This window comes from Haloprofundus salinisoli (genome assembly GCF_020097815.1).
GTDB classification, from domain to species: domain Archaea; phylum Halobacteriota; class Halobacteria; order Halobacteriales; family Haloferacaceae; genus Haloprofundus; species Haloprofundus salinisoli.
This window is the reverse complement of record NZ_CP083663.1, coordinates 2,658,846-2,680,626: the sequence shown is the minus strand read 5'-3', so window position 1 is coordinate 2,680,626 and position 21,781 is coordinate 2,658,846. Positions and strand designations below refer to the sequence as shown.

Annotated in this window: 19 protein-coding genes and 2 rRNA genes; 11 read left to right on the top strand and 10 right to left on the bottom strand. The window is 63.6% G+C overall.

What is annotated here, in order from left to right; genetic code table 11:
• Positions 1-190: 190 nt before the first annotated feature.
• The 3 genes from LAQ73_RS14125 (at position 191) to LAQ73_RS14115 (ending at position 4,404) form a co-directional block, all read left to right on the top strand.
• Positions 191-3,106 (top strand): 23S ribosomal RNA (locus tag LAQ73_RS14125).
• 163 nt (positions 3,107-3,269) lie between these two features.
• Positions 3,270-3,391 (top strand): 5S ribosomal RNA (gene rrf / locus LAQ73_RS14120).
• A gap of 155 nt (positions 3,392-3,546) precedes the next feature.
• A complete protein-coding gene (locus LAQ73_RS14115; RefSeq protein WP_224268904.1) occupies positions 3,547-4,404 on the top strand; it encodes a hypothetical protein in 858 nt (285 codons plus the stop codon).
• Here LAQ73_RS14115 and LAQ73_RS14110 read toward each other — a convergent pair whose 3' ends face one another.
• Positions 4,405-4,683 carry a DUF8124 family protein gene (locus LAQ73_RS14110; protein ID WP_224268903.1) on the bottom strand — a complete coding sequence of 93 codons (279 nt, stop codon included), beginning with the start codon at positions 4,681-4,683 and terminating at the stop codon, positions 4,405-4,407.
• Between the two features lie 152 nt (positions 4,684-4,835).
• Between LAQ73_RS14110 and LAQ73_RS14105 the strand changes: the two genes are divergently transcribed.
• From LAQ73_RS14105 to LAQ73_RS14095, 3 genes are all read left to right on the top strand, one after another.
• A complete protein-coding gene (locus LAQ73_RS14105; RefSeq protein WP_224268902.1) occupies positions 4,836-6,026 on the top strand; it encodes a redox-regulated ATPase YchF in 1,191 nt (396 codons plus the stop codon).
• A 225-nt stretch (positions 6,027-6,251) separates the two neighbouring features.
• Positions 6,252-6,767: a TspO/MBR family protein gene (locus LAQ73_RS14100; protein WP_224268901.1), complete on the top strand. Its 516-nt coding sequence runs from the start codon at positions 6,252-6,254 to the stop codon at positions 6,765-6,767.
• Between the two features lie 502 nt (positions 6,768-7,269).
• Positions 7,270-8,034 carry an HFX_2341 family transcriptional regulator domain-containing protein gene (locus tag LAQ73_RS14095; RefSeq protein ID WP_224268900.1) on the top strand — a complete coding sequence of 255 codons (765 nt, stop codon included), beginning with the start codon at positions 7,270-7,272 and terminating at the stop codon, positions 8,032-8,034.
• Positions 8,035-8,116: 82 nt separating this feature from the next.
• Here LAQ73_RS14095 and LAQ73_RS14090 read toward each other — a convergent pair whose 3' ends face one another.
• Positions 8,117-9,571 (bottom strand): arylsulfotransferase family protein, encoded by a 1,455-nt coding sequence (locus tag LAQ73_RS14090; protein ID WP_224268899.1) that lies wholly within the window; start codon positions 9,569-9,571, stop codon positions 8,117-8,119.
• A gap of 137 nt (positions 9,572-9,708) precedes the next feature.
• Complete coding sequence (locus LAQ73_RS14085) at positions 9,709-10,056, bottom strand: four-helix bundle copper-binding protein (protein ID WP_224268898.1); 348 nt, start codon at positions 10,054-10,056, stop codon at positions 9,709-9,711.
• Positions 10,057-10,322: 266 nt separating this feature from the next.
• On the opposite strand from LAQ73_RS14085, the gene LAQ73_RS14080 reads away from it, so the two are divergent.
• Positions 10,323-10,634: a HalOD1 output domain-containing protein gene (locus LAQ73_RS14080; RefSeq protein ID WP_224268897.1), complete on the top strand. Its 312-nt coding sequence runs from the start codon at positions 10,323-10,325 to the stop codon at positions 10,632-10,634.
• An 18-nt stretch (positions 10,635-10,652) separates the two neighbouring features.
• Here the strand turns inward: LAQ73_RS14080 and LAQ73_RS14075 are convergent, their stop codons facing one another.
• Positions 10,653-12,425 carry a thrombospondin type 3 repeat-containing protein gene (locus tag LAQ73_RS14075; RefSeq protein ID WP_224268896.1) on the bottom strand — a complete coding sequence of 591 codons (1,773 nt, stop codon included), beginning with the start codon at positions 12,423-12,425 and terminating at the stop codon, positions 10,653-10,655.
• A gap of 190 nt (positions 12,426-12,615) precedes the next feature.
• On the opposite strand from LAQ73_RS14075, the gene LAQ73_RS14070 reads away from it, so the two are divergent.
• Positions 12,616-13,002: an SWIM zinc finger family protein gene (locus tag LAQ73_RS14070; RefSeq protein WP_224268895.1), complete on the top strand. Its 387-nt coding sequence runs from the start codon at positions 12,616-12,618 to the stop codon at positions 13,000-13,002.
• A 200-nt stretch (positions 13,003-13,202) separates the two neighbouring features.
• Here the strand turns inward: LAQ73_RS14070 and LAQ73_RS14065 are convergent, their stop codons facing one another.
• Entirely contained in the window at positions 13,203-13,421 is a 219-nt protein-coding gene (locus LAQ73_RS14065; RefSeq protein ID WP_224268894.1) for a DUF7120 family protein, read from the bottom strand.
• A gap of 66 nt (positions 13,422-13,487) precedes the next feature.
• Positions 13,488-13,835, bottom strand: a complete 348-nt coding sequence (locus tag LAQ73_RS14060) for a DUF7344 domain-containing protein (protein WP_224268893.1) — start codon at positions 13,833-13,835, stop codon at positions 13,488-13,490.
• Between the two features lie 394 nt (positions 13,836-14,229).
• On the opposite strand from LAQ73_RS14060, the gene LAQ73_RS14055 reads away from it, so the two are divergent.
• The gene (locus LAQ73_RS14055; RefSeq protein ID WP_224268892.1) at positions 14,230-16,152 is read left to right on the top strand and encodes a bacterio-opsin activator domain-containing protein; all 1,923 of its coding nucleotides are present in this window, start codon (positions 14,230-14,232) and stop codon (positions 16,150-16,152) included.
• Between the two features lie 51 nt (positions 16,153-16,203).
• Here the strand turns inward: LAQ73_RS14055 and LAQ73_RS14050 are convergent, their stop codons facing one another.
• On the bottom strand, positions 16,204-17,553 hold the full coding sequence (locus LAQ73_RS14050) for an erythromycin esterase family protein (RefSeq protein ID WP_224268891.1): 1,350 nt from the start codon (positions 17,551-17,553) through the stop codon (positions 16,204-16,206).
• 296 nt (positions 17,554-17,849) lie between these two features.
• On the opposite strand from LAQ73_RS14050, the gene LAQ73_RS14045 reads away from it, so the two are divergent.
• Together LAQ73_RS14045 and LAQ73_RS14040 are read left to right on the top strand one after the other, a co-directional pair.
• The gene (locus LAQ73_RS14045; protein WP_224268890.1) at positions 17,850-19,076 is read left to right on the top strand and encodes a cation:proton antiporter; all 1,227 of its coding nucleotides are present in this window, start codon (positions 17,850-17,852) and stop codon (positions 19,074-19,076) included.
• 95 nt (positions 19,077-19,171) lie between these two features.
• A complete protein-coding gene (locus tag LAQ73_RS14040; RefSeq protein WP_224268889.1) occupies positions 19,172-19,573 on the top strand; it encodes a DUF8048 family protein in 402 nt (133 codons plus the stop codon).
• Between the two features lie 152 nt (positions 19,574-19,725).
• Here LAQ73_RS14040 and LAQ73_RS14035 read toward each other — a convergent pair whose 3' ends face one another.
• From LAQ73_RS14035 to LAQ73_RS14025, 3 genes are all read right to left on the bottom strand, one after another.
• The gene (locus LAQ73_RS14035) at positions 19,726-20,247 is read right to left on the bottom strand and encodes a YciE/YciF ferroxidase family protein (RefSeq protein WP_224268888.1); all 522 of its coding nucleotides are present in this window, start codon (positions 20,245-20,247) and stop codon (positions 19,726-19,728) included.
• Positions 20,248-20,402: 155 nt separating this feature from the next.
• A complete protein-coding gene (locus LAQ73_RS14030; protein ID WP_224268887.1) occupies positions 20,403-20,834 on the bottom strand; it encodes a DUF7970 domain-containing protein in 432 nt (143 codons plus the stop codon).
• Positions 20,827-21,684, bottom strand: coding sequence for a ParA family protein (locus tag LAQ73_RS14025; protein ID WP_224268886.1), 858 nt, complete (start codon positions 21,682-21,684; stop codon positions 20,827-20,829). Before LAQ73_RS14025 ends, LAQ73_RS14030 begins: the two co-directional genes overlap by 8 nt.
• Between the last annotated feature and the right edge of the window lie 97 nt (positions 21,685-21,781).

Here is a 21,781-nt window from a genome sequence, read left to right as displayed (position 1 = left end):
CTTAAGTGGGAGACGCCACTCGATTCAAGTCCGAAGCAAGACCGATGCACCACCTCGTGTAAGCGCGGGTGGGAAGGGTTGAACACGTGACCATTCACTCCGGCACGTGTCATGAAACCGTGTGTACGTGCAATCCAGACGTCCACTGGACCCGTTCAATCGAACGGATTACAGTGTCCATCACTATACCATCGTATGGCTACTTTGCCATCTGGTGGATAGCTCGGCTCGAGAACCGAAGAAGGACGCGCCAAGCTGCGATAAGCCTCAGGGAGCTGCATGGAAGCCAAGAACTGAGGATCTCCTAATGGGAATCCCTTCACAATTGCCTCTGCGCAATAGGGAACGTCGGGAACTGAAACATCTTAGTACCGACAGGAAAAGAAAGCAAACCGCGATGTCGTTAGTAACGGCGAGTGAAGACGACACAGTCCAAACCGAAGCCCTCACGGGCAATGTGGTGTTCGGACTGACCAACATCGGTCTGCCATTGACGAGAAGTCTTCTGGAACGAAGCGTGATACAGGGTGACAACCCCGTATCGTCAATGAACGACCGTGGGTCAACTCCAGAGTAGCGGGGGTCGGATATCCCTCGTAAATTTGGCTGGCATCCTCAGCCAAGACTAAACATTCCTCGAGACCGATAGCGAACAAGTAGCGTGAGCGAACGCTGAAAAGCACTCCGAGAAGGACCGTGCAATAGAGCTTGAAATCAGGTGGCGATGGAACGACGGGGCATGAAAGGCCTCACGACAAACGACACAGGAGCGATCCTGCAGTAGAACTCGTGAGGAGCCGATGTCGCGTCGTGCGTTTTGAAAAACGAACCAGAGAGTGTACCTATTCGGCGAGTCTAACTCGATTATCGAGGAAGGCACAGGGAAACCGATACGACCGCAGCCTCACGGCCAGGGTCACCGTCTTCAAGGGCGGGGAGCCGCGTGGGTACGACCCGAAACCGAGTGATCTACACGGGGGCAAGGTGAAGCGTGGCGAAAGCCACGTGGAGGCCTGTTAGAGTTGGTGTCCTACAATACCCTCTCGTGACCCATGTGTAGGGGTGAAAGGCCCATCGAACTCGGCAACAGCTGGTTCCGACCGAAACATGTCGAAGCATGACCTCAACTGAGATAGTCTGTGAGGTAGAGCGACCGATTGGGAGACCCGCCTCCGAGAGGAGTCGGCCTCCCTGTCAAACTCCGAACTTACAGACGTCGTAGACGTTGGGAGTCCGGTCTGCGGGGTAAGCCTGTGGACCGTAAGGGAGACAACCCAGAGCTGGGTTAAGGACCCAAAATGTGGACTAAGTGCAATCGAAGATAGTCTCGAGCCCTAAACAGCCGGGAGGTGAGCTTAGAAGCAGCAACCCTCTAAGAAAAGCGTAACAGCTTACCGGCCGAGGTTTGAGGCGTCGAAAATGATCGGGGCTCAAGTCCACTTCCGAGACCCGGCGGTACTCTTACAGAGTAATCCAGTAGGTCGGCACTCTGAGCGGGCGGAAGCACGGGTGAGAACTCGTCGTGGACCGCTCAGTGACGAAAATTCTGGTCACAGTAGCAGCGAGAGTCGGGTGAAAACCCCGACGGCCTAATGAGCAAGGGTTCCTCGGCACTGCCAATCAGCCGAGGGTTAGCCGATCCTAAGTCTCACCGTAACTCGAATGAGACAAAAGGGTAACTGGTTAATATTCCAGTGCTATCACCACTCAAAGTCGACGCCTGGGGGTAGATCGAGCTGAGCAGTCGCTCAGTCGAATCATCAAACTCCGTGGAAGCCGTCATGGCACGAAGCGGAAGAACGGTGAAACAGCGAAAGTCGATCCAACCTCGGGCCCGTGAAAAGACGAGCGTGATATTCGTACCGAGATCCGACACAGGTGCTCAGGCAGAGAAAGCCAAGGCCTGTCGGGATAACCGACGTTAGGGAATTCGGCAAGTTAGTCCCGTACCTTCGGAAGAAGGGATGCCTGCCCCTCACAGGGCAGGTCGCAGTGACTCGGACGCTCCAACTGTCTAGTAACAACACAGGTGACCGCAAATCCGCAAGGACTCGTACGGTCACTGAATCCTGCCCAGTGCAGGTATCTGAACACCTCGTACAAGAGGACGAAGGACCTGTCAACGGCGGGGGTAACTATGACCCTCTTAAGGTAGCGTAGTACCTTGCCGCTTCAGTAGCGGCTTGCATGAATGGATCAATGAGAGCGTCACTGTCCCAACGTTGGACCCGGTGAACTGTACATTCCAGTGCGGAGTCTGGAGACCCCCAAGGGGAAGCGAAGACCCTATAGAGCTTTACTGCAGGCTGTCGCTGGGACGTGGTCGCTGATGTGCAGCATAGGTAGGAGTCGTTACGCAGGCACCCGCGCTAGCGGGCCGCCGAGACATCATTGAAATACTACCCGTCAGTGACTGCGACCCTCACTCCGGGAGGAGAACACCGGTAGCCGGGCAGTTTGACTGGGGCGGTACGCGCTCGAAAAGATATCGAGCGCGCCCGAAGGTTCTCTCATTCGGGTCGGAAACCCGAAGAAGAGCGCAAGAGCAAACGAGAGCCTGACAGTGACATTCCCAACGAGTGTCGCTGACACGAAAGTGTGGTCTAGCGAACCGACGAGGCCCATAGATGGGGCCCGTCGATGACAGAAAAGCTACCTTAGGGATAACAGAGTCGTCACCGGCAAGAGCACATATCGACCCGGTGGCTTGCTACCTCGATGTCGGTTCCCTCCATCCTGCCTGTGCAGAAGCAGGCAAGGGTGAGGTTGTTCGCCTATTAAAGGAGGTCGTGAGCTGGGTTTAGACCGTCGTGAGACAGGTCGGCTGCTATCTATTGGGGGTGCGAGGTATCTGACGTGAACGATCGTATAGTACGAGAGGAACTACGATTGGTTGCCACTGGTGTACCGGTTGTCCGACAGGGCAGTTGCCGGGCAGCCACGCAACACGGGGTAAGAGCTGAACGCATCTAAGCTCGAAACCCACATGGAAAAGAGATACCACCAAGGTCACTCGTAGAAGACGAGTTCGATAGACTCGGGGTGTGCGCAACGAGGCAACGAGTTGTTCAGCCCGCGAGCACTAACAGACCAGCCATCACTCATACCGCATGGGTATAGAGGTTTTCAGACGCTGCATCCATTCGATCGAATGGGTCCAGGCGTTCACTGGATTGCACGTACACTACGGTTTCCGCAAGCCCAAGACAGCATTCGTCTTGCACAACCGACTTTGGAAGAAAGAACGGTTCGACTCCGTTCGTCGGCGTTAAGGCGGCCACAGCGGTGAGGTAACACCCGTACCCATCCCGAACACGGAAGTTAAGCTCACCAGCGTGAACGCAACTACTGGAGTGCGCGAGCCTCTGGAAACACGTTCTCGCCGCCTCTCACTCATACCTCATTCATCGCCCACAGAGCACGCGCTCTGCGGGCGTTCTTCATTTCGAAGGACCGTGACTATAGTTCGTCACGGCTAAACACAATCATCAGACTACCGACACACTTATCTTTCTATCCCGCACGACATGGATTAGGAACATCACTATGGGTGACTCGTCGACAACAACGGCCACCGGTTCGGGATTTCACCTCCGGAAAACGGGCGACGAAGCGCCGCTGCCGTCGACACTCACCCGAACACCGTCGGTGGATGTCGTCGCCGTCCTGACCGAGACGACCCCCGACGAGTGGCTGAACCGGTGGCGAGCGGAGGTCGGCCCAGAGCCGGCCGGACATACGATCCTCGCCGTCGACGAGCCCACACGGAGTGCGGCGTCCTCGGCGTCGAACAACTCGCTTTTCGGCGGCGTCGCCCTGAGAAACACGTCCGTACCGGTCTCACCCGACGTCGTCGCCGACACGCTCGAGACCGCACTCACGCGACCCGCACCGGAACGACTGCTGTTCGTCTGGGTCGAGTCGCTGACGGCGCTTTTGGAGGGCGAATCGGCGGTTCCGTTGCTGCGGACGCTCCACAAACTCGCCGAACGCGACACCGTTCTCGCGGTCTGTCACGCCGAGGCGGACTCCGTCGACGCGTCCATCGCCGGCCTGTTCGACAGCGTCGACGTCTGCGAGTCGATGTCGGCTCGCATCGACCGACTCCGCGCGGAGAACCCGACGAACTTCGGATATCTCCGTCGGCACTGGCGAGACACCAAGCGCGCAATCGAGAAGTCGACCCGAAGCTACCCGCAGGCACGCCAGCTCCACGCCGGATTAGAGGACACCGAGACGACGCCGCAGAGTCTCGGCGTCGCCCTGCAGACGCTCGTCGAACTCGGCGTCATCGAACTGTGGAACGACACCGTCGGCTCGAACCGGTACGACCTCACGACGTACGACGCCGACTTACTCGACGCGGTCGGCGAGTTGCTGGCGGGGATGGGCCACAGCGAGTAACTACGACTCCGGGGACGGCGAACGAAGCGACTCGTCGACGACGGTTCCGTCCGGTTCGAGCGTCACCGTCCCGAGAGAGACCGTCTCGCCGGTCGGTGTCGATGCCGAGATCTCCCGGAGCACCGTCTTCTGGTCGAGTCGCTCCCAGACAACGCGCTCGACGAGCCGCTGGAACTCTTCGGGGTCGGTCCATCCCGAGTCGATGTCGGAGGGAACCCGGACGACGAACTGGAGGTCGGTCTCGGTGACGTGGATGCCGACGCCGAACGTATCGCTCATGGGCGAGTATTGACCCGACGGGCCCAAATGTACACCGGACGACGGCGACGCGCAGTGCTCGGTGTGCCGACCGATCGACGCACGACAGAGTGTTTCACGCACACGCGATGCGGGTAGAACGGTTTTTGAGCGTCGCTACGCCAGAACGACCAATGAGTTACAAGATCGGTCTCGTGGGCAAGCCCTCGGTGGGCAAATCCAGTTTCTTCAACGCGGCGACGATGAACGACGTGCCGGAGGGCGCGTACCCCTTCACGACCATCGACCCGAGCATCGGAGAGGCGTACGTCCGCGTCGATTGCGCGGCTCCGGAGTTCGACGAGACGTGTACGCCGAACGTCGGCTTCTGTAGCCACGGCACCCGCTACGTTCCGGCGAAACTCGTCGACGTGGCCGGACTCATTCCCGGCGCTCACGAGGGGAAGGGCCTCGGCAACCAGTTCCTCACCGACCTCAACGAGGCGGACGTGCTCGTCCACGTCGTCGACTTCTCCGGCGAGACGGACATCGAAGGCGAGGCGACGGAGGGCCACGACCCCCGCGACGACATCGATTTCCTGGAAGACGAACTCGACATGTGGTATCTCGAAATCCTGGAAAAGGGCATCGAGCGCTACCACAGCGGCTACGACGGCGACGAGAAGCACGTCGAAGAGGACCTCGCAGAGCAGATGAGCGCGTTCAAAATCGACAAGGACCGGATGAAGCAGGTCATCCTCGCGGAGGGACTCGAACTTGACCCCGAGACGTGGGACGAGGCGGACCGCGAGTCGCTGGCGCGCGAGATTCGCAAGCGGACGAAACCGATGGTCATCGCGGCGAACAAGATGGACAAACCCGTCGCCCAGGAGAACTACGAGGAGATCGCCGCCGACCCCGACTACGACCACCTCACGTTCGTTCCCGCGAGCGCGCACGCGGAGAAGGCGCTGAAGAACGCCGACGAGGCGGGCGTCGTCGAGTACGACGCGGGCGACTCCTCGTTCGAAATCGTCGGCGACGTCTCCGAGGAACAGGAGGCGGGACTCGAACAGGTCCGAACGTTCGTCGAGGAGTACGACGGAACCGGCGTGCAGGCCGCGCTCGAAGCGGCGCTGTTCGACGAGCTCGGCTGTATCGCCATCTTCCCCGGCAGCGCCAACGGGAAGAAGGACGAGAAGGGCGTCTTCCGCGACTGCTTCATCCTCCCCGAGGAATCGACGACGGAGGACTTCGCCTACCACCTCCACTCCGATATCGGCGACGGACTGCTCCACGGCATCGACTGCCGTAGCGGCCGTCAGATCGGGTCGGGCCACGAGCTCGGTCACCGTGACGTAGTCGAGATCCTCACGACGAACTGAGCGGTCTCACCGCCGTCGGCTTCGCCGTCATCGTCTACTCGCTGTACGCCGACTGAGTTCGACGACCGACCGCGAAGTCAGTACCACGTCGAGTTCCGCGTTCCGCTCTCTCCCGTTCTGTTCGAGCAGCGCCGCCGAGTCGGTATCTGTATCCTCGATGTCTCGTCGCTATCACGCCGTGGGAGTCGCCGGAACCCGTTTGTCCTCCTGACGAGTACGGCACGCATGGCTCTGGAGACGGTTGCATCCACACTCGACCTCTCGGCGGACGACCGGAGGGGTCTCGCGGCGTGCATCGCCCTCTGCGAACTCGCCGGCGTCGCCCCCGGCGCGCTGACCCGCGAGGAGACCACCGAGTGGTATCCGACGCTCGAACGCCCCGAGTCGACGCCGCCGGGATGGGTGTTCGCCCCGGTCTGGGCGTTTCTGTACGCCACTATGGGCGTCGCGCTGTATCTGGTGTTCCGCGACGACGCCGGGTCGCTCCGCGGCCGACAGGCGCTGTGGGCGTTCGTCGGGCAGCTCCTACTCAACGTCTCGTGGACGCTGGTGTTCTTCGGACGACGGTCGATTCTCGGCGGGTTGGTCACCATCGCAGCTCTGTGGCTGTCGGTGCTAACGACGCTCGTGGCGTTCGCGCGCGTGAACAGACGCGCGGCGCTACTGCTCGTCCCGTACTTCCTCTGGGTGAGTTTTGCCACGGTGTTGAACGCCCGTCTCTGGCGACTGAACCGCTCGTGAACGGGTGAGATTTCGCCTCGCTACCGCTGTAATCGACGCGACTGACACGATTGTCTCGATAGTCGTGTGTCAATACTGAATATACTCTCACGAGATAGTGAATATGCATGCGTTCGACAGGCACGGTTCGCCACTCGGCGTCGTCGCACGCGCCTCTGGTGCGGTCGACGCCGGCCACCGTGTCCGTCCCCGCCGACGCCCCTCCACGCTGCCCGGTCGCAGCGGTCGGACGCATGCCGGACCGCGGCGTCGTCGCCGCCGGTCCGCTCCCGTCGGGAGGTCGCTCCCGACTCCGACGCACTCGGTTCCCGCCGACGACCGGCCCTCGCCGACGCTTCGGTCCTCCCGCCCCGGTCCGCCCCGATCGAAACGCTGACGCTTCGGCCCTCCGCCGACGCCCGCCCTCCGACCGCCGACATCCACGTCGGTATCCGCCGTCGTCCGGTTTTTCGCTCCGTACTCGCTTCCGAAGATTGATTATCTCGTTGCCGACACTGCGAACATGGACGGCAGCCGCGACATCCGGTCGATGCGCCGAGTGCAGATCGCACCGCTCGGCTACGAACGCGACCGGGTGTTTCTCCCGGCGACGCGACTCAACGCCGACCGCCTCTACCTCCTCGTCGAATCCGGCGACGACTCCACCATCTCCTACCACGAGACGCTCCGTAGCGACCTCGAAGAGGCGGGTGTCGAAGTCGACGAGCGGGAACTGAACCTCCACGACGTGTACGACGTGATGGGAGTGACGACGACAGTCGCGGCGAAACACGCCGACGACGAGGTGCTCGTCAACATCTCCAGCGGGACGAACGTCGCCGCCGTCGGCGCGGCTATCGCCTGCATGACGACCCACGCCACCGCTTTCAGCGTCGAACCGGAGACGTACGGCCACGACATCCACGAAGCGCCGCTGACCCGCGGTGTCGTCGACATCGGCCAACTGCCCGACTACCCCATCGAGTCGCCGACGAGCGAACAAATTTCCGTCATGGGCTACGTCCGCGAGCGCACCGACCGCGGTTACACGGTCCACAAACGCGACCTCATCGAGTTTTCCGAACGCGAGGAACTGTCGTTCATGACCGAGAGTCCGACGGAGAACCGCCAGTCGAAGTACCGCCGTCTCGACGCGCACGTCGTCGACCCGCTGAAGTCGAAAGGCTATCTCCACCTCCGCCGGGCGGGCCGACGAACGCTCGTCTCGCTCACCGAGACGGGAGAGAGCGTCTATCTCGCCTTCGAGCACAAGCTCCGATACGGCTGAGTGAGGGTTACTGTCGGCGGAAAAATCGAGTAAGCGACAGTGTCTAGTACGCCTCGTCGACAGAGGGAGCGTTCGACCCGCTTCAGTCGCCGTCCCGAGTCGTCGCGGTGTTGGCGTCGGTGGCTCGCCCGCGGCGGCGCGAGACGAACCGCCCGACTTCGACGGCGACGAGGCCCACGAGGCCGACGAGACCGACCGCGAGCGCGAACAGTTCGGGGATACCCATCCACACCGGCGTGATGTACATCAGGCCGTTGAGATACTTCCCGGGTATCACGTTCTTGAGACCGATCCAGAACTGCTCGTCTATCGAGGGGTTGCGCGAGCCGATGCCGGCGGACTGCGCGCTCGGACCGCCGGAGGACTCGTCACCCGTGCCGAGTCGCTCGGACTCGTACGGGAACGCGATGTTGACGCTCCAGACGATTTCGCCTTCCTCGTTCACCTCGAAGACGCGGTTACCGTTGGAGTCGGAGATGAGCGTGTGGCCGTTCGGCAGACGGTCGGCGTCGCGGGGCCACTGCATGCGGGCGTCGCGCCACTTCCACGTCTCGACCCACTCGCCGTCTTGGCGCTGGTACTCGACGACCCGGTTGTTCTCGGAGTCGCCGATGATGACCGCCGGCCCGCCCTCGGATTCGGGGATGTAGTCAGGGTTGTGCTGCTCGTTGAGGATGTCGTAGTTGTCTTCCTCGCCGAGCGTCCAGTTCTTCTGGACGCCCTCGCCGGGTTTGACGAAGAGGACCCGGTCGAGGTTGCGGGGGCTCAGCATGAACCGGCCGTCGTCGAGCACCTCGACATCGTTCATGTGCGTCCAGTCCTCCGCGTAGGGGCCGCCCGTGTCGTCGGTGTCGAACTCCTCGCTGGCGTTCCACGTCCACTCGACTTCGTCCGTCTCGGTGTTCACGACGAACATCCGGTCGAAGAGGATGTCGGCGACGGCGTAGTGCGTCTCGTTGACGCGGTCGCCGTCGTGCCAGCGCGAGGAGTGCTTGCCCGGCGTCTCCACCGAGTACACCTGCTCGACCTCGCCCGTTGTCAGATTCACGCGCTCGATACCGTTGCGCGTGCAGGCGTTCACGTCGCTGTGGGCTTCGAGGTAGGTGTCGAGCGTCTCCCGGTCGACGCCGAGCGTCTCGGGATCCCACTCGTCGGGGCACTGCTCGGGGTCGAGGTGGTCGGCGTACAGATACTCGACCGTCGCGTCGGTGCCCTCGACGGGGTCGACGTCCCAGTAGCGCGTGTGGGTGTCGTTGTAGTACAGCGTCGACCCGTCGGGGTCGAACGCCACCAGCTCTGCCCGCGCACGCGGTCCGTCGGCGCTCTCGCCGCGCCAGGAGTTCGAGTCCGTGGCGACGACGGTGATGCCGTCGGCTTCGGGGGCGATTTGGGCGCTCGGGTCGGCGACGCCGTCACCTGCGAGGTTGCTCTCGAATGTGGATTCGGTCGCCGACGAGACGTACCCGACTCCGACGGCGAGTACGGCAAATGCGATGAGGGCGGCGAAGATAACTCGCAGACTAATCCGTCCGGCCATACGAGTGACCATCGGCGACTGCGGGTTTATTGGTTATGTCAATTCTCACTGAGTAGGGTTGGAATACACCGGGAAATCATCATTTCAGATATAAGTTTTCGGATTCGAGCGAAAAAATCGTGGTGATTGCGATAGCGTTACGCTGACGCCATGTTTCGACAGGACTCCGCACACTCGCGGAGCACTTCGGCGCAGACCTGACAGTGTTCGTGGTCGTGCTGTTCGCACTCCTCGGCGCACTCTTCGCACGCGTCGGCACACACTTCCGCGAGGTGGGTGCTGTAGTTCGAGTTGCGAGCCATGAACCGCGCGTGCATCGACGCCACGTCGGCGACGTCTCGGCAGAGTCGGATGCAGCGTTCCATCCCCTCGCCCTCGTCGATGCACTCGTCGGCACACCACTCGCACACCTGCGTCGCTTCGAAGCAGTTGTCGAGGCAGTCGCGCTGTTCGTCGGACAGATGGGAGATCTGTTGAAGCGCCATGCACGGTAAAGTCAACGCCCATTTTTTAGCCCTTTGCGCCTACACGAACGCCCTCTCTCCGTGGCACCGACTTCGGTTTCGAATCCGAATCGAGGCGAAAGTTGTGCTTCGAAACCGCGTCCGCGCCGACCGGGGCAGTCGAGACGGGCGACGCTCCGACCGAGCGTCTGTCACCGTTGACACTATCAACGAGCGTGGGTATCACAACTGCTTAGGGCCGTTGTGTGGTCCTTCGCGTATGAGAGTAGTCGGTGGGTGGGTATAGCATGACTGAGTACTCAGACGACCGGACCGACTCGTTCGGGCATCGCATCACCGAAGAATCGTATCAGACGTTTCCTATCGCCGGAGAGCCCGTCAGCGAAGTCGTCGTCAGAGCCGTCGCGAGTACGGTCGGCTGCGACCCCCTCGAACTCGACCAACTGTACGGGACGGTCAACCCGGACGCGCTCGACGACCTCTTCACCGACGGTTCGCCGGGCTCGTCGACGGTCGACGGTCAGTTCGTCTTCTCGTTCAACGACTGTGAAGTCGTCATCTCGCCGGACGTCGTCGCCGTCCGACCGCTCGACGACTGACGGTTCTGCAGTCGCCTCTCACGCCCCGACCGGTCCGGCCGCCGAGAGCGACACGACCGATTTCAGCGAGGTGAACGCCCGTGCGACCCAGAACGACACGGGGTTCGTCGGCCGCGTCGGGTCCGTTCCCGCGCGGACCTCTCGCTCGTCGTCGTAGCCGTCGCCGTCGGTGTCGGCCCTCTCGGGGTCCGTGCCGAGTTCGCGCTCGGTGGCGTCGGCGAGTCCGTCGCCGTCCGTGTCGACCGCCGTCTCGTTCGACCCGGAATGCTCTTCGGCGTCAGCGGTGGAGCCGTCGCCCGCGCCGTCGGTTTCGCCGTCGTCTTCGGCAGCCGAGTCGTTCGTCCCCGGTCGTTCGTCCCCCGCCGCGGTACTGTCGGCGTCGGCGACGAACGGATTGGTCCCGGCCGCCCGTTCCTCGGCGTTCGTGAGGCCGTCGTCGTCGGGGTCGTCGCCCGGATACTGCGTGTAGCGGGTCGGTCGGTCCGGCACGGGCGGGGCCGTCGTCGTTCGGACGTACCGGTCGAGGTCGTCGGCAACGGACTCGTCGCTCACGTCGACGACGATCTCTCGGAACGCCTCGTAGTCGAGTCGTCCCTCGTGGGCGTTGACCCGCTCGAACACCGCCGTCAACGTCCGCTCGCCGTCGGTCGCCTCGTGAATCGACGCGTCCAGCGACGCGAGCACCCGGGGACCTTTCCGGTACGGCACGAGCGGGCTCGACCAGTTCGCCGGCGTCGACAGCACGGCGTCGGCGTGAGCGTCGGTACTCACGGTGCCCCGAAACCGCTCGTACGCGAGGTCGCCCGACTGCAGCGAGAGATAGCTGGCGTAGTACTCCGCGCTCGCCTCGCGGAACCACCGCATCTCCTCGCTCGCGCGGTACGACTGCCGCAGGTGGACGTACTCGTGGACCCAGACGTTGCTGTCGGCGTCGACCGAAGCGTCGTCGCGGACCCACGCCGTCGCCCCGCCGTCGAAACTCAGGCCGCCGGCGGTCGTCCGCACCGACTCCGCCGGAATCGCGAACAGATGCGTCGCCTCGTACTCGCTCTCCGGCAGCCGGGCACCCGCCGAGGTCACCGAGTCGAGCACCGCCGACGGTTCGGACGCCATCGACGCTGCCTCCGGGACGACGAGGGTGACTCGTTCGTCGCCGACGGTCTGCTCGTACACGTCGACCGGACCTAAGAACGCGAACACCGACGTGGCGTAGCCAGGGCCCTCGACGGTGACGTTCGTCGAGACGCCGGTCGCACCGGCGGTCCGCCCTCGAATCGAGGGAGTGAACCGACGGACGTCGACGGCGGCCCACTCGCCGGTGTCGACGCCCGCGCCGTAGTGGTCGAGCGTCGTCTCGCTCACCGGTCGCTCGAACGCCAGCGTGGGTCGAGGCGTCTCCTGGTCCCAGCGGTAGACGCCCGGCTCGACCCGCTCGAACCCGTCGGAGCCGGAGACGTTGTGAGACGAGTTCTCTCGGAACCGGAGTTCGAGCGCCGAGGTCTCGCTGGCGAGGTGGTACGTCACCTCGGCGGCGATCCGTCCAGACGCCTCGGGGTTGGAGAGCCGAACTCGCTGTTCGACGCCGATAGCCGCCGTCGGGTCGGTCTCCGACTGCTGGAGGGCCGTCGTCGCGGCGGACGGAGACGACGTCCGGTCGTCGACGGCCCCGCCACTGTCGCCGCTCTCAACGCCCCCGACGCCACCCCCGACCCCGATTCCGGCGCTCGCCGGTTGAACGAGTAGTAATACGGCCAGAAAGACGACGACAGGCCGCCGAATACGTCCGGTCACGGCCGTACTATCCACGGAAGCGACTATCAGCGTTTTGCCCATGTCGTCCGATCTGCACTGTTTGGTCGACGAACGTCCGGCGTAACCCGTTCGAAATCCGACGGAACGTCGATTTATGCTCGTGCAACCCCTGAGTAGCGTGCGAACAGACCACCGAACTTCGCCTCGCCGAAACACACCAGGGCGACATATGACTTCGACACCAGACGTTCCAGACACGACAGCAGAATCGACTCCGGACCCCGTCGACGAACGCGACGTGCGCGCGCTCACCGAGACGATGTTCGTCGACAGAGAGGCCCCCGACTTCTACCGCGTCCGAACGGGGAGCGGCGACGAGTACGTCGTCGACACGCGCGAACCAGCGTGCACCTGTCCCGACTTCCAGTACCGCGACGTCCGCTGCAAGCACGTCAGACGGGTGCAGTTCGAGGTCGGCGACCGCGACACCGACACCGTCGCGGACGACGTCTACGCCGCGCTCGACGATCTCGACGACCGACTGGCCGCGCTCGCTGCCCGGCGGGCCGAGTACGTCGGCCTCCTGTCGACGCTCGAACGGTTCGACCGTCGATAACGCCCCGACTGCGGCGGCTCTGCGGGACGGCGACGCACTCTCTTCTCGGCTACCGACCCCGATACAATTTCCACACAGTTTCGAAATTTTGCGATGTGGGGCGGTTCGACGCAGTCGAAACTCGATTCTGGAGGAGACTCTTCGAGGTTACAGCGACGCTCTCGGTCGTTTCGGGGCGGCGGCGAAAACAGTCGGGCGAGCTACAGCTCCCCGCGTCGGCCGTACTCGTCTTCGGCGTCGGCGGTGAAGAGGTTTCGCTCGACTTCTGGTTCTGTTCTGTCGGCGACGTCTCGGTAGGCTTCGAGTCCGGCCGAGAGCAGTCCCTCTATCGCGCGTTCCTCGTTGAGGAACTCCTCTTCGGTGAGACGCTCGAACTGTGCCTGTTTGTCGTTCGGGAGTGTGATTTCGATCTGCGCCACGCTGTCGACGTATGCGCGCCTTCGGCGTGAAGATAGCCCCTTAAGAGATAGGGACTCCGTCACCGGTTACAGACGAATGCCGCCGATATCGTCGGTGAGGTCGGTGACGACTCGTTCGCCCTCGTCGAAGTGGAGGATGTTCGCTTCGTCGAGTTTCGGTAGGTCGATGTGGTACAAACTGACTCGGAGCCGCCTTCGGACCGTCGTCTCGTCGGGGACCTCTCTTGGGTTCTGTGCGACGACAGCGTCGACAAGCGTGTCCAACGACGTCGGCTGCGAGCATGCTCGGAGCGCTCGAACGACCCGTTGGCGTCGACTACTGGCAAAGAGTATCTGGAGTTGTCCGGAGGAGAGCGACGCGACCGGACGACCGCCGAGTTCGGGCGTAGATGAGTCGACAGGGCTGTCCTGCATCGCTCGAACCCACGTCTCGAACCATTATTAGTGGACGGCCGAAAGAAATTGGTTCTCCAACGAGACAGTCCGGGTAACCGTACCCGGGCCCCAGCAATTATGGGTGTTCGGACGCTAAAACCGGTAACGACAGTCGAGCGCGAATCGAACGTGACCGCTCTCGTCCCGACTGTCCGTAGCTCGGTTGCGCGCTGGGAGCGTTCCGGTTGCGAACCGTGGTAGTTGACCGACACAGAGCCGTCTCACACATACGACCCATCGGTTTGCGACGCGCGTCTCGACAGAAATGACACGCCAAAACTCGCCAGAAGATAGACGCCGAATCGCTTCGGAACCTCCCGAGACGACACATCGGTGCACGATTTGGCTCAAGACCGACGGCACTATCGCCGCCGTGACCGATCTGTTCTTAGAGACGACCGGCTTCACCCGCGAGGAGTTCGTCGGCCACGACGCGCTGACGCTTCTGAGTCGCTCCGCCGTAGAGGATGCGCCCGTCGAAGACGGAGGCGACGACGCGCTCGCCGAGGCCATCCAGCGCCTACTCGACGCCGACACCATCGCAGTCGAGACCGTCGAGACGGAGATACCGACCGCCGACGGCGACACCGCCTCGTTCACACTGGACCTCGTCTCGCGGCCGTCGGACGAGGAGTTCCGCGGCTCCGTCGGCGTCCACCCGACCGAGAGCGAACAGGAGATCCGCGACCGCGAACTGTGGGTGAAAACTCACGCGATGGACGACGCCGACATCGCGCTCTGTCTGTCGGACCCGAACCGCCCCGACAACCCGCTCATCTACGTCAACAAGGGGTTCGAGGAGGTCACCGGCTACACGGCCAGCGAAGCCATCGGACAGAACTGTCGGTTCCTCCAGGGCGAAGAGACCGACCCCGAGACGGTCGACCAGCTGCGCGAAGCCGTCGACGAGGGCGAGCCCGCCTCCGTCGAACTCAAAAACTACCGGAAGGACGGCACGCCGTTTTGGAACCGGGTGGAAGTCGTCCCCATTCGGGACGAGAGCGGCGACATCGTCCACTTCCTCGGCTCACAGCGCGACATCACCGAGCGAAAACAGCGAGAGCAACAACTCCGCGAGCAGCGCGAACAGCTGTTGGCGCTCGACCAGCTCAACCGCGTCATCAGAGGCATCAACAGCGCGCTCGTCTCGATGTCGACCCGCGAGGAGGTTGAGGAGATCGTCTGTGAGCGCCTCGCGGACTCCTCGTCGTACGCCGCGGCGTGGATTGGCGAGGTGAACAGCGCCCGCGGGACGATCACGCCGCGCGCCAGCGCCGGCATCGACACCGCCTCGCTGAGTTCAGAGACCGAGTCGCTCGACGCCACCGACGGCGAGCGCGCCTCCCCGGCGATGCGAGCGACGCGAAGCCAGGAGGTCGAAGTCGTCACCGACGTCGAAGACGAACCGGACAGCGAGTGGCGCTCGTGGGCGCTGGAGAACGGTTACCGATCGGTCGCCGCCGTCCCCATCGGCTTCCAGGAGTTCCAGTACGACGTACTCACCATCTACTCGTCGCGCGAACACGGCTTCACCGGACAGGAACGCGACGCCGTCGCCCAACTCCGCGAAATCGTCGGCCACGCCATCAACGCCATCGAGCGCAAGGAAGCGCTGTTGGACAACATCGTCGTCCAACTGGAGTTCGTCATGCGCGACCCCGAGAGCCCGCTGTTCGCGGCGACCGACGGCAGCGACTGTACGGTGACGTACGAGCGGACGATTCCGCTCGCAGACGACAAAGCCATCCAGTTCATCCGCGTCCACGGCATGGGCTGGGAGGAGGTCAGAACCGCGCTCACCGACGACCCCTCCGTCGACCACGCCCGCGTCGTCTCCGAGCGGGAGGACGGCTGTCTGGTCGAGATTCGCTCGCCGGAGACGCCCATCACCTCGAAGTTGGCGGGCTACGGCGGCCAAGTAGTAGAGGCCGTCGTTGAGGACGGCGAGTTCCGCGTCGTCGTCGAGGTGCCCCACGAGATAGACCTCCGCGAAATCGCCACCGCGGTCCAGCGGGCGTACCCCGACGCCGAACTCGTCGCTCAGCGGTCGACGACGCGCAGCGTCCAGACGCTCAAGCAGTTCCAGTCGGCACTGGCTTCGCGCCTGACCGACAAACAGCAGGCCGCGCTCGAAGCGGCGTTCGCCGCCGGTTACTTCACGTGGCCGCGCGAGAGCACCGGCGAGGAGATCGCCGAAGGGCTCGGTATCGCTCCCGCGACGTTCCACGAACACCTCCGAAACGGCCTCTCGCAGTTGCTCGGCGCGTCGCTCGAAGGCGCTGACCGCTCGGACTGACTGGCCGTCGCCACACCGTGAGTACGGACTCCACCTTCTCTCACTCGTCTCTCAGACGCCCCACGGGTACGTCTCGGGCTCGACCGTCCCCTCCGGTTCCCCGTGGAGCGGGTGCAGTGCCGTCGATTCGTCGACGTGGACGAACGCGTCGTACCGCCGCGGCAGCACCGTCGGCACGTAGTTGCCCCGGTCGCGCTCGGGGTGGTAGACGACGCCGATGGCCCGGTGGCCGCGCGGTTCGGCCAACGCCTCCTCCCCCGCCATCTCGTCGAAGACGACGAATCCGTCGGCGGTCTGGTTGCCGCTCTCGCCGAGCGCGCGGTGGAACGCGTCACCGTAACTACCCTCGCGCGCGGGCGGGACGCGCATGCGCTTGTGGGGGTCGCCCCACGAGTCCGCGGCGACGACGCTCCCGCGGTGCGTGCCGAACCCGACTATCGCCACGTCGTCGTCGGCGTTCGACTCCCGGACGAGTTGGCCGAGGTTGAGTTCGCCGCGGCGGGCCATGTCGGTCGCACGGGCGTCGCCGACGTGGGTGTTGTGCGCCCAGACGACCGCCTTACCGCCGTCGTGGTGTTCGCGGAGTCGGTCGAGCGTCTCGGCCATGTGGCGGTCGCGGACGTTCCACGACTCGCTGCTGCTGCGAACCATCGTCCGGTAGTACCGCTCGGCGTTCTGCGCGACGAACGCGTTCTGCTCGGCCGAGAAGTAGGCGTCGGAGTTCTCGGCCTCGTACTCTCGGGCTTTCCGTCGGAGGTCGGTCAACGCCTCGACGACCTCGTCCTCGCAGGAGTCGGGGACCATCCGCGTAGAGCGGGCGTACGACCGCGCGTCCTCGCCGTACGGCGAGAAGCAGTTGTAGGCGTCGCGCGCCTGTTCGAGCGCGTCGGGGTTGACGTCTTCGAGGTACTCCAGCACCGCCTCCATCGACTCGTAGAGGCTGTACACGTCGAGGCCGTAGAAGCCGACTCGCTCATCTTCGGGCCGCTCGCCGTTGCGCTCGCGCATCCACTCGACCAGTTCGACGAGTTCCCAGTTCGCCCACATCCACGTCGGCCAGCGGTCGAACCGGTCGAGGGTATCGCGCGCACCGTCGACGTCGTCACGATGCTTAATGAACTCGTTCACCTCGTAGCAGTCGGTCCAGTTGCCTTCGACGGCGACGAACGAGAAATCGTGTTCGTCGAGTAGACGGGCGGTCAGCCGTGCACGCCAACGGTAGAACTCGCTCGTGCCGTGACTCGCCTCGCCGAGGAGGACGTAGTCGGCGTCGGCGACGCGCTCGACGAGCGGGCCGAGGTCTGCCGGTCCGTCCAGCGGACGCGCATGCGACCGGAGGCAGTCGGCGACCGCCTCGACTCCCTCGGTAGTCTCCGTGCCGCGCTCCCAGAGCGAACTCACGGTGTCACCTCGAATTCGCGCGAGACCGTCCGGTCGCGTCTCTCCTCGTAGTCGGTCGTCGTCTGGCTAACCGCATCGGACATAGCATGTGAATAGCACGCACTCGGCGCGTTTAGAGAGCGACCGAGTAAATACCACGTCGGCCCGGTCAGTCGGGTTCTCTCGCCATCGGGCTGCCGACTCCTTTTTTGAGTCGTCGACTCCCGGTTTCTCGGGCCCGTTGACGTTCCTGTCCCGACGACAATCGTGACGACGTGAGTTAGCTACATCGTCGTCTCACCAGTACATTGTCTCCCATGGCCGAAGCCGTCTCCACGCTCTCGACCCTGTTGGCCGTCTCCGCGCTCGCGCTTCTCGTCCGTCTGGTCACCGACCGCTTCTCGAACGTCTCCTACTCGGTGACGCTCGTGCTCGTCGGCTTCGTCGCCGCCGCCCTGAACGTCCCCGTCACACTCGCGCTCTCACACGACCTCATCGTGGCGGTCTTTCTCCCGACGCTGCTGTTCCACGGCGCGGTCGAACTCGACCACGGGATGTTCGAGCGGAACTGGGAACTGCCGCTCGTCCTCGTCCTCGTCGGTCTCCCGCTCACAATCGTCCTCTTCGCCGTTTCGACGCACGTCCTGCTGGCGTTGCCGCTGGCGGTTGCGACGTTGCTGGCGACTATCGTCTCGCCGACGGACCCCGCGGCGGTGCTCTCGCTGTTCGACGAACTGGACGCGCCCGAACGCCTCTCGGCAATCGTCGACAGCGAGAGTCTGCTCAACGACGGCGTCGCCATCGTCTTCTTCACCGTCGTGCTCGGGACGCTCTCGCTCGGCGCGCGCCCACCGTCGGCTTCGCAGTTTCTCTCGCTGGTTTCGATAGAGCAGTTGGCGGTTCGACTCGTCGTCGTCGGCGTCGGAGGATTTCTCGTCGGCGCACTCGCGGGTTACCTCGGACGCTTCGTGACGCGGTACATCGACGACCCGATGGGGACCGTGTTGTTCACACTGCTTTTGGCCTACGGTAGCTACGTTCTCGCCGAGCACTATCTGGGCGTCAGTGGCGTCCTCGCAACGGTCGGGGCGGGTCTCGCGTTGGGTCTGTCGGGTGAGTTCACCGAACGAAGCGACGAGACGCGATTCGTCCGGACGGTCTGGGACACGGCGGCGTTTCTCGTCACGACGGTCGTCTACCTCCTCATCGGGACCAACGTCCGGTTCGACGACTTCGTCGCACGACTCGACCTCGTTCTCGTCGTGACCGTCCTCGTCGTCCTCGCACGCGCGGTAGCGATCTACCTCCTCTTCGGCCTCGCAAACCGCGTCGCCGACGAGGACGTCCCGTTCACGTTCCAACACGTGATGGTCTGGGGTGGGCTCCACACCGTCGTTCCGGTCGCGCTGGTGTTGAGTCTCCCCGACGGCGTTCCGCGCCTCGGTACGCTCCGCACGCTCGTCTTCGGCGTCGCTGTCGTCGGCACCGTCATTCAAGGGCTCCTGATGCCGTTCGTCCTCCGCGCGACCGGAATGACGCAGTGACGCAGTGGCTCAGTGATTCGACCGACGTATCAACGAACTGTTTCGATGCTTGACGTTCTTCCGTCGTGGTTCCGTAGTCCTCGTGGTGCCGACCAATGACCGACCATCCACTCACCGACGACGTACTCGACGCCGTCGCCGAAGCGCGCGAGATCGACCGCGGCCGACTCGCCGAGACGCTGACGGCCGTCCAACACAGTTTTGAACGCGAAGACGGCGGGTACGAGTACTCGAACCGACACAACTTCGGGTGGCGCGACGACCGGGCGTACTACCTCTATGGGAGTGAACATCTGTGGGAACGATTGAGCGAGGACCTCGGACTCGACGACGACCTGACCGTGACAGCGCGGGACGCGCACTATCGCGAGATGGTCCGCTCGGCGGACGACCGAGGTGAGCGTGACCGCGTCACCGAGATGCTCGACGCCGACAACGAACCGCTCGTCCTCGCCTGGTTGGACGGAGAGGGACCGCCGCCCGGTATGGAGGGCTGAGGCGTCGTTCACGGCGTGGCGTCGTTCGCGGGGTCGCTTCACTCCGCGTGAGCGGCGCGGCGATCTCTCTACGGAGCGGTTTTCTCGCTGAGACAAAAAGCGTACGTCGAGACGCAGGCACTCGATTCGCGGTACTCGACTGACGACCCGAATCAGCCGGTGAGCTTCTGGAACAGTTCCTTGAGTTTCGACCCGGTCGCCATCGCCTGGAGTTCGTCCAGCGTCCGCTGCTCTTCGTCGAGGTTCTGCTTCAACGGGTCGGTCACGTCGCTGCCCATGTCGAGTCTGTCGGCCAGCATCTGGAGACTCTCGTAGCTCGTTATCTCGAATCGCTCGGTCTTCATTCCGGCACCGAGGTAGTGGACGTTGCGGAGTTCGTCCTCCCCGACCATCTCGTCGAACGACTGTTTGTCTCGCAGCAAGCCGTCGAGCGCGTCCACCTCGTGCTCGAACGGTTTGCGGTCGATGGCGTCGAACACGCGTTCGAGTCGTTCGACCTGTTTCTGCGTCTCGTCGCGGTGGTCGGCGAAGCCTCGACTGATGTTCTCGTTCGGCGTCTGCATCGCGAGCTCGTCGAGCGTGTCGACGAGCTGGTTCTCGACGTAGTACATACAGCCGAGTTCGTACTCGAACAGGTCTCGAAGCGTCTGCAGGGATTGTGTTTCGGTGGCCATGGGTCTGCGTATAGTCGGGCCACGAGCACGTGAATAAATGTTCGTCGACCGTCGGTGTTCGCTGACTGTTTCGTCTCGAAGTGTGTCTAGTATAGCCGAATATCCCCAGTACTAACTGGCCCCGGAAGCGCGGTCGGAAACCGAAGCGGCGGTCGTTACCCCTCTCGCGTCTCGACGACCACTGCGGCGATGTCGTCGGCGTGTTCGGCTGCGACGCGCACGAGAGCGTCGTGGAACTCCCGTCCGGTTACGTCGCGGACGCCGTACTCGCGCCGGAGGGCGACCTCCACCTCGAACTCCAAGTCTTCGAGCGCGTCGAGCGTCCCGTCGCGGACGTAGACGCTCTTGGGCGTCGTCTCCTCGAAGGAGAAGGCGGGCCCCTCATTCTCGTCGGCCGACGCGTCGGAGCCGGTTCCCTCTTCGACCGTTTCGTCGTCTTCGCCTGCTTCGTCCTCGCCGGTCGCATCGGAGGGCCGGTCGGTCCCCTCGGGTTCAACGGTCTCCTCGGGTTCGACAGTCCCGTCGTCCCGCTCCGTCTCGTCCCCGAGTGCGTCGCTCAACCCCGCGAACCGGTTGCCGTCAGGCACTGGCCGTCACCTCTTCCGTCTCGCTCTCGCCGACGTCGACGGTCCCGGCTTCGACGACGCGTGCGAGTTCGTCGAGTCGGCCGACCATGTCGTTGTCCGGTTCGTACTCGCGTAGCGTCTTGCCGTCGCGCCACGAACGTCGGAACGCGATGCGTCGACGGACGCCGGGGCCGGGGGAGTCGTCGTCGTCGAACTCGGCGCTCCGGGCGAACGCCGGGAGATAGTCGGCGAACGGAGAGGTTTCGAGGTCGTCGATGATGCGCTTCTCCTCGTTGTTACCGCTGAGGTCGTTCGGCACGATGGCGAGCAGCTCGAGGTCCACCTCCTGGCGAATCGGAACGATCTGTTGCTCCCACATCCGCTCGAATCCGCTGACGCTCGGTTCGCTCATCAAAAGCGGGACGATGACGTTCCCCGACCCGATGAGCGCCGCGTCCGACAGCGGCCCCAGACTCGGTGGCGAGTCGATGACCACGTAGTCGTATCTGTCGCCGAGGAGCGGTTCGACGATGCGTCGGCGGACCCACAGGACGCCGAACGTCGAGTTACGGATTCGGTCTTCCGCACCGTCCAAGTCGACGTGCGCGGGGACGACGTCGAACCCCTCGCGTTCGCGAATCACCGCGTCGATGTCGACGGGGTCGTCTTCGGTAAGCACGTCGCCGATGTGCGGCCCCTCGGACTCGTAGTACTCCTTGAACCCGACGCCCTCCGTCGCGTTCCCCTGCTGGTCTAAGTCGACGAGGAGGACGTCGTTGCCGCGTGCCGCGAGCGCGTCCGCGAGGTTGATGGCGACGGTGGTCTTGCCGACGCCGCCCTTCTGTAGCGAGACGCTCACCGCGCGACTCATCGGCGCTCACCCGGCCCGGACTGGGTGGACCGTCTACAATTTGTACACTGTCTACGATGTGAGCACCGCGTACCAACTGTCGGCCGTTTCATCGGTT

Excerpts from the sequence above, each read along its gene's own strand:
- LAQ73_RS14085 (WP_224268898.1), bottom strand. The coding sequence starts at position 10,056 with ATGGCGCTTCAACAGATCTCCCATCTGTCCGACGAACAGCGCGACTGC.
- LAQ73_RS14025 (WP_224268886.1), bottom strand. The coding sequence starts at position 21,684 with ATGAGTCGCGCGGTGAGCGTCTCGCTACAGAAGGGCGGCGTCGGCAAG.
- LAQ73_RS14110 (WP_224268903.1), bottom strand. The coding sequence starts at position 4,683 with ATGAGCGATACGTTCGGCGTCGGCATCCACGTCACCGAGACCGACCTC.
- LAQ73_RS14105 (WP_224268902.1), top strand. The coding sequence starts at position 4,836 with ATGAGTTACAAGATCGGTCTCGTGGGCAAGCCCTCGGTGGGCAAATCC.
- LAQ73_RS14100 (WP_224268901.1), top strand. The coding sequence starts at position 6,252 with ATGGCTCTGGAGACGGTTGCATCCACACTCGACCTCTCGGCGGACGAC.
- LAQ73_RS14045 (WP_224268890.1), top strand. The coding sequence starts at position 17,850 with ATGGCCGAAGCCGTCTCCACGCTCTCGACCCTGTTGGCCGTCTCCGCG.
- LAQ73_RS14040 (WP_224268889.1), top strand. The coding sequence starts at position 19,172 with ATGACCGACCATCCACTCACCGACGACGTACTCGACGCCGTCGCCGAA.
- LAQ73_RS14090 (WP_224268899.1), bottom strand. The coding sequence starts at position 9,571 with ATGGCCGGACGGATTAGTCTGCGAGTTATCTTCGCCGCCCTCATCGCA.
- LAQ73_RS14070 (WP_224268895.1), top strand. The coding sequence starts at position 12,616 with ATGACTTCGACACCAGACGTTCCAGACACGACAGCAGAATCGACTCCG.
- LAQ73_RS14115 (WP_224268904.1), top strand. The coding sequence starts at position 3,547 with ATGGGTGACTCGTCGACAACAACGGCCACCGGTTCGGGATTTCACCTC.
- LAQ73_RS14035 (WP_224268888.1), bottom strand. The coding sequence starts at position 20,247 with ATGGCCACCGAAACACAATCCCTGCAGACGCTTCGAGACCTGTTCGAG.
- LAQ73_RS14080 (WP_224268897.1), top strand. The coding sequence starts at position 10,323 with ATGACTGAGTACTCAGACGACCGGACCGACTCGTTCGGGCATCGCATC.
- LAQ73_RS14060 (WP_224268893.1), bottom strand. The coding sequence starts at position 13,835 with ATGCAGGACAGCCCTGTCGACTCATCTACGCCCGAACTCGGCGGTCGT.
- LAQ73_RS14095 (WP_224268900.1), top strand. The coding sequence starts at position 7,270 with ATGGACGGCAGCCGCGACATCCGGTCGATGCGCCGAGTGCAGATCGCA.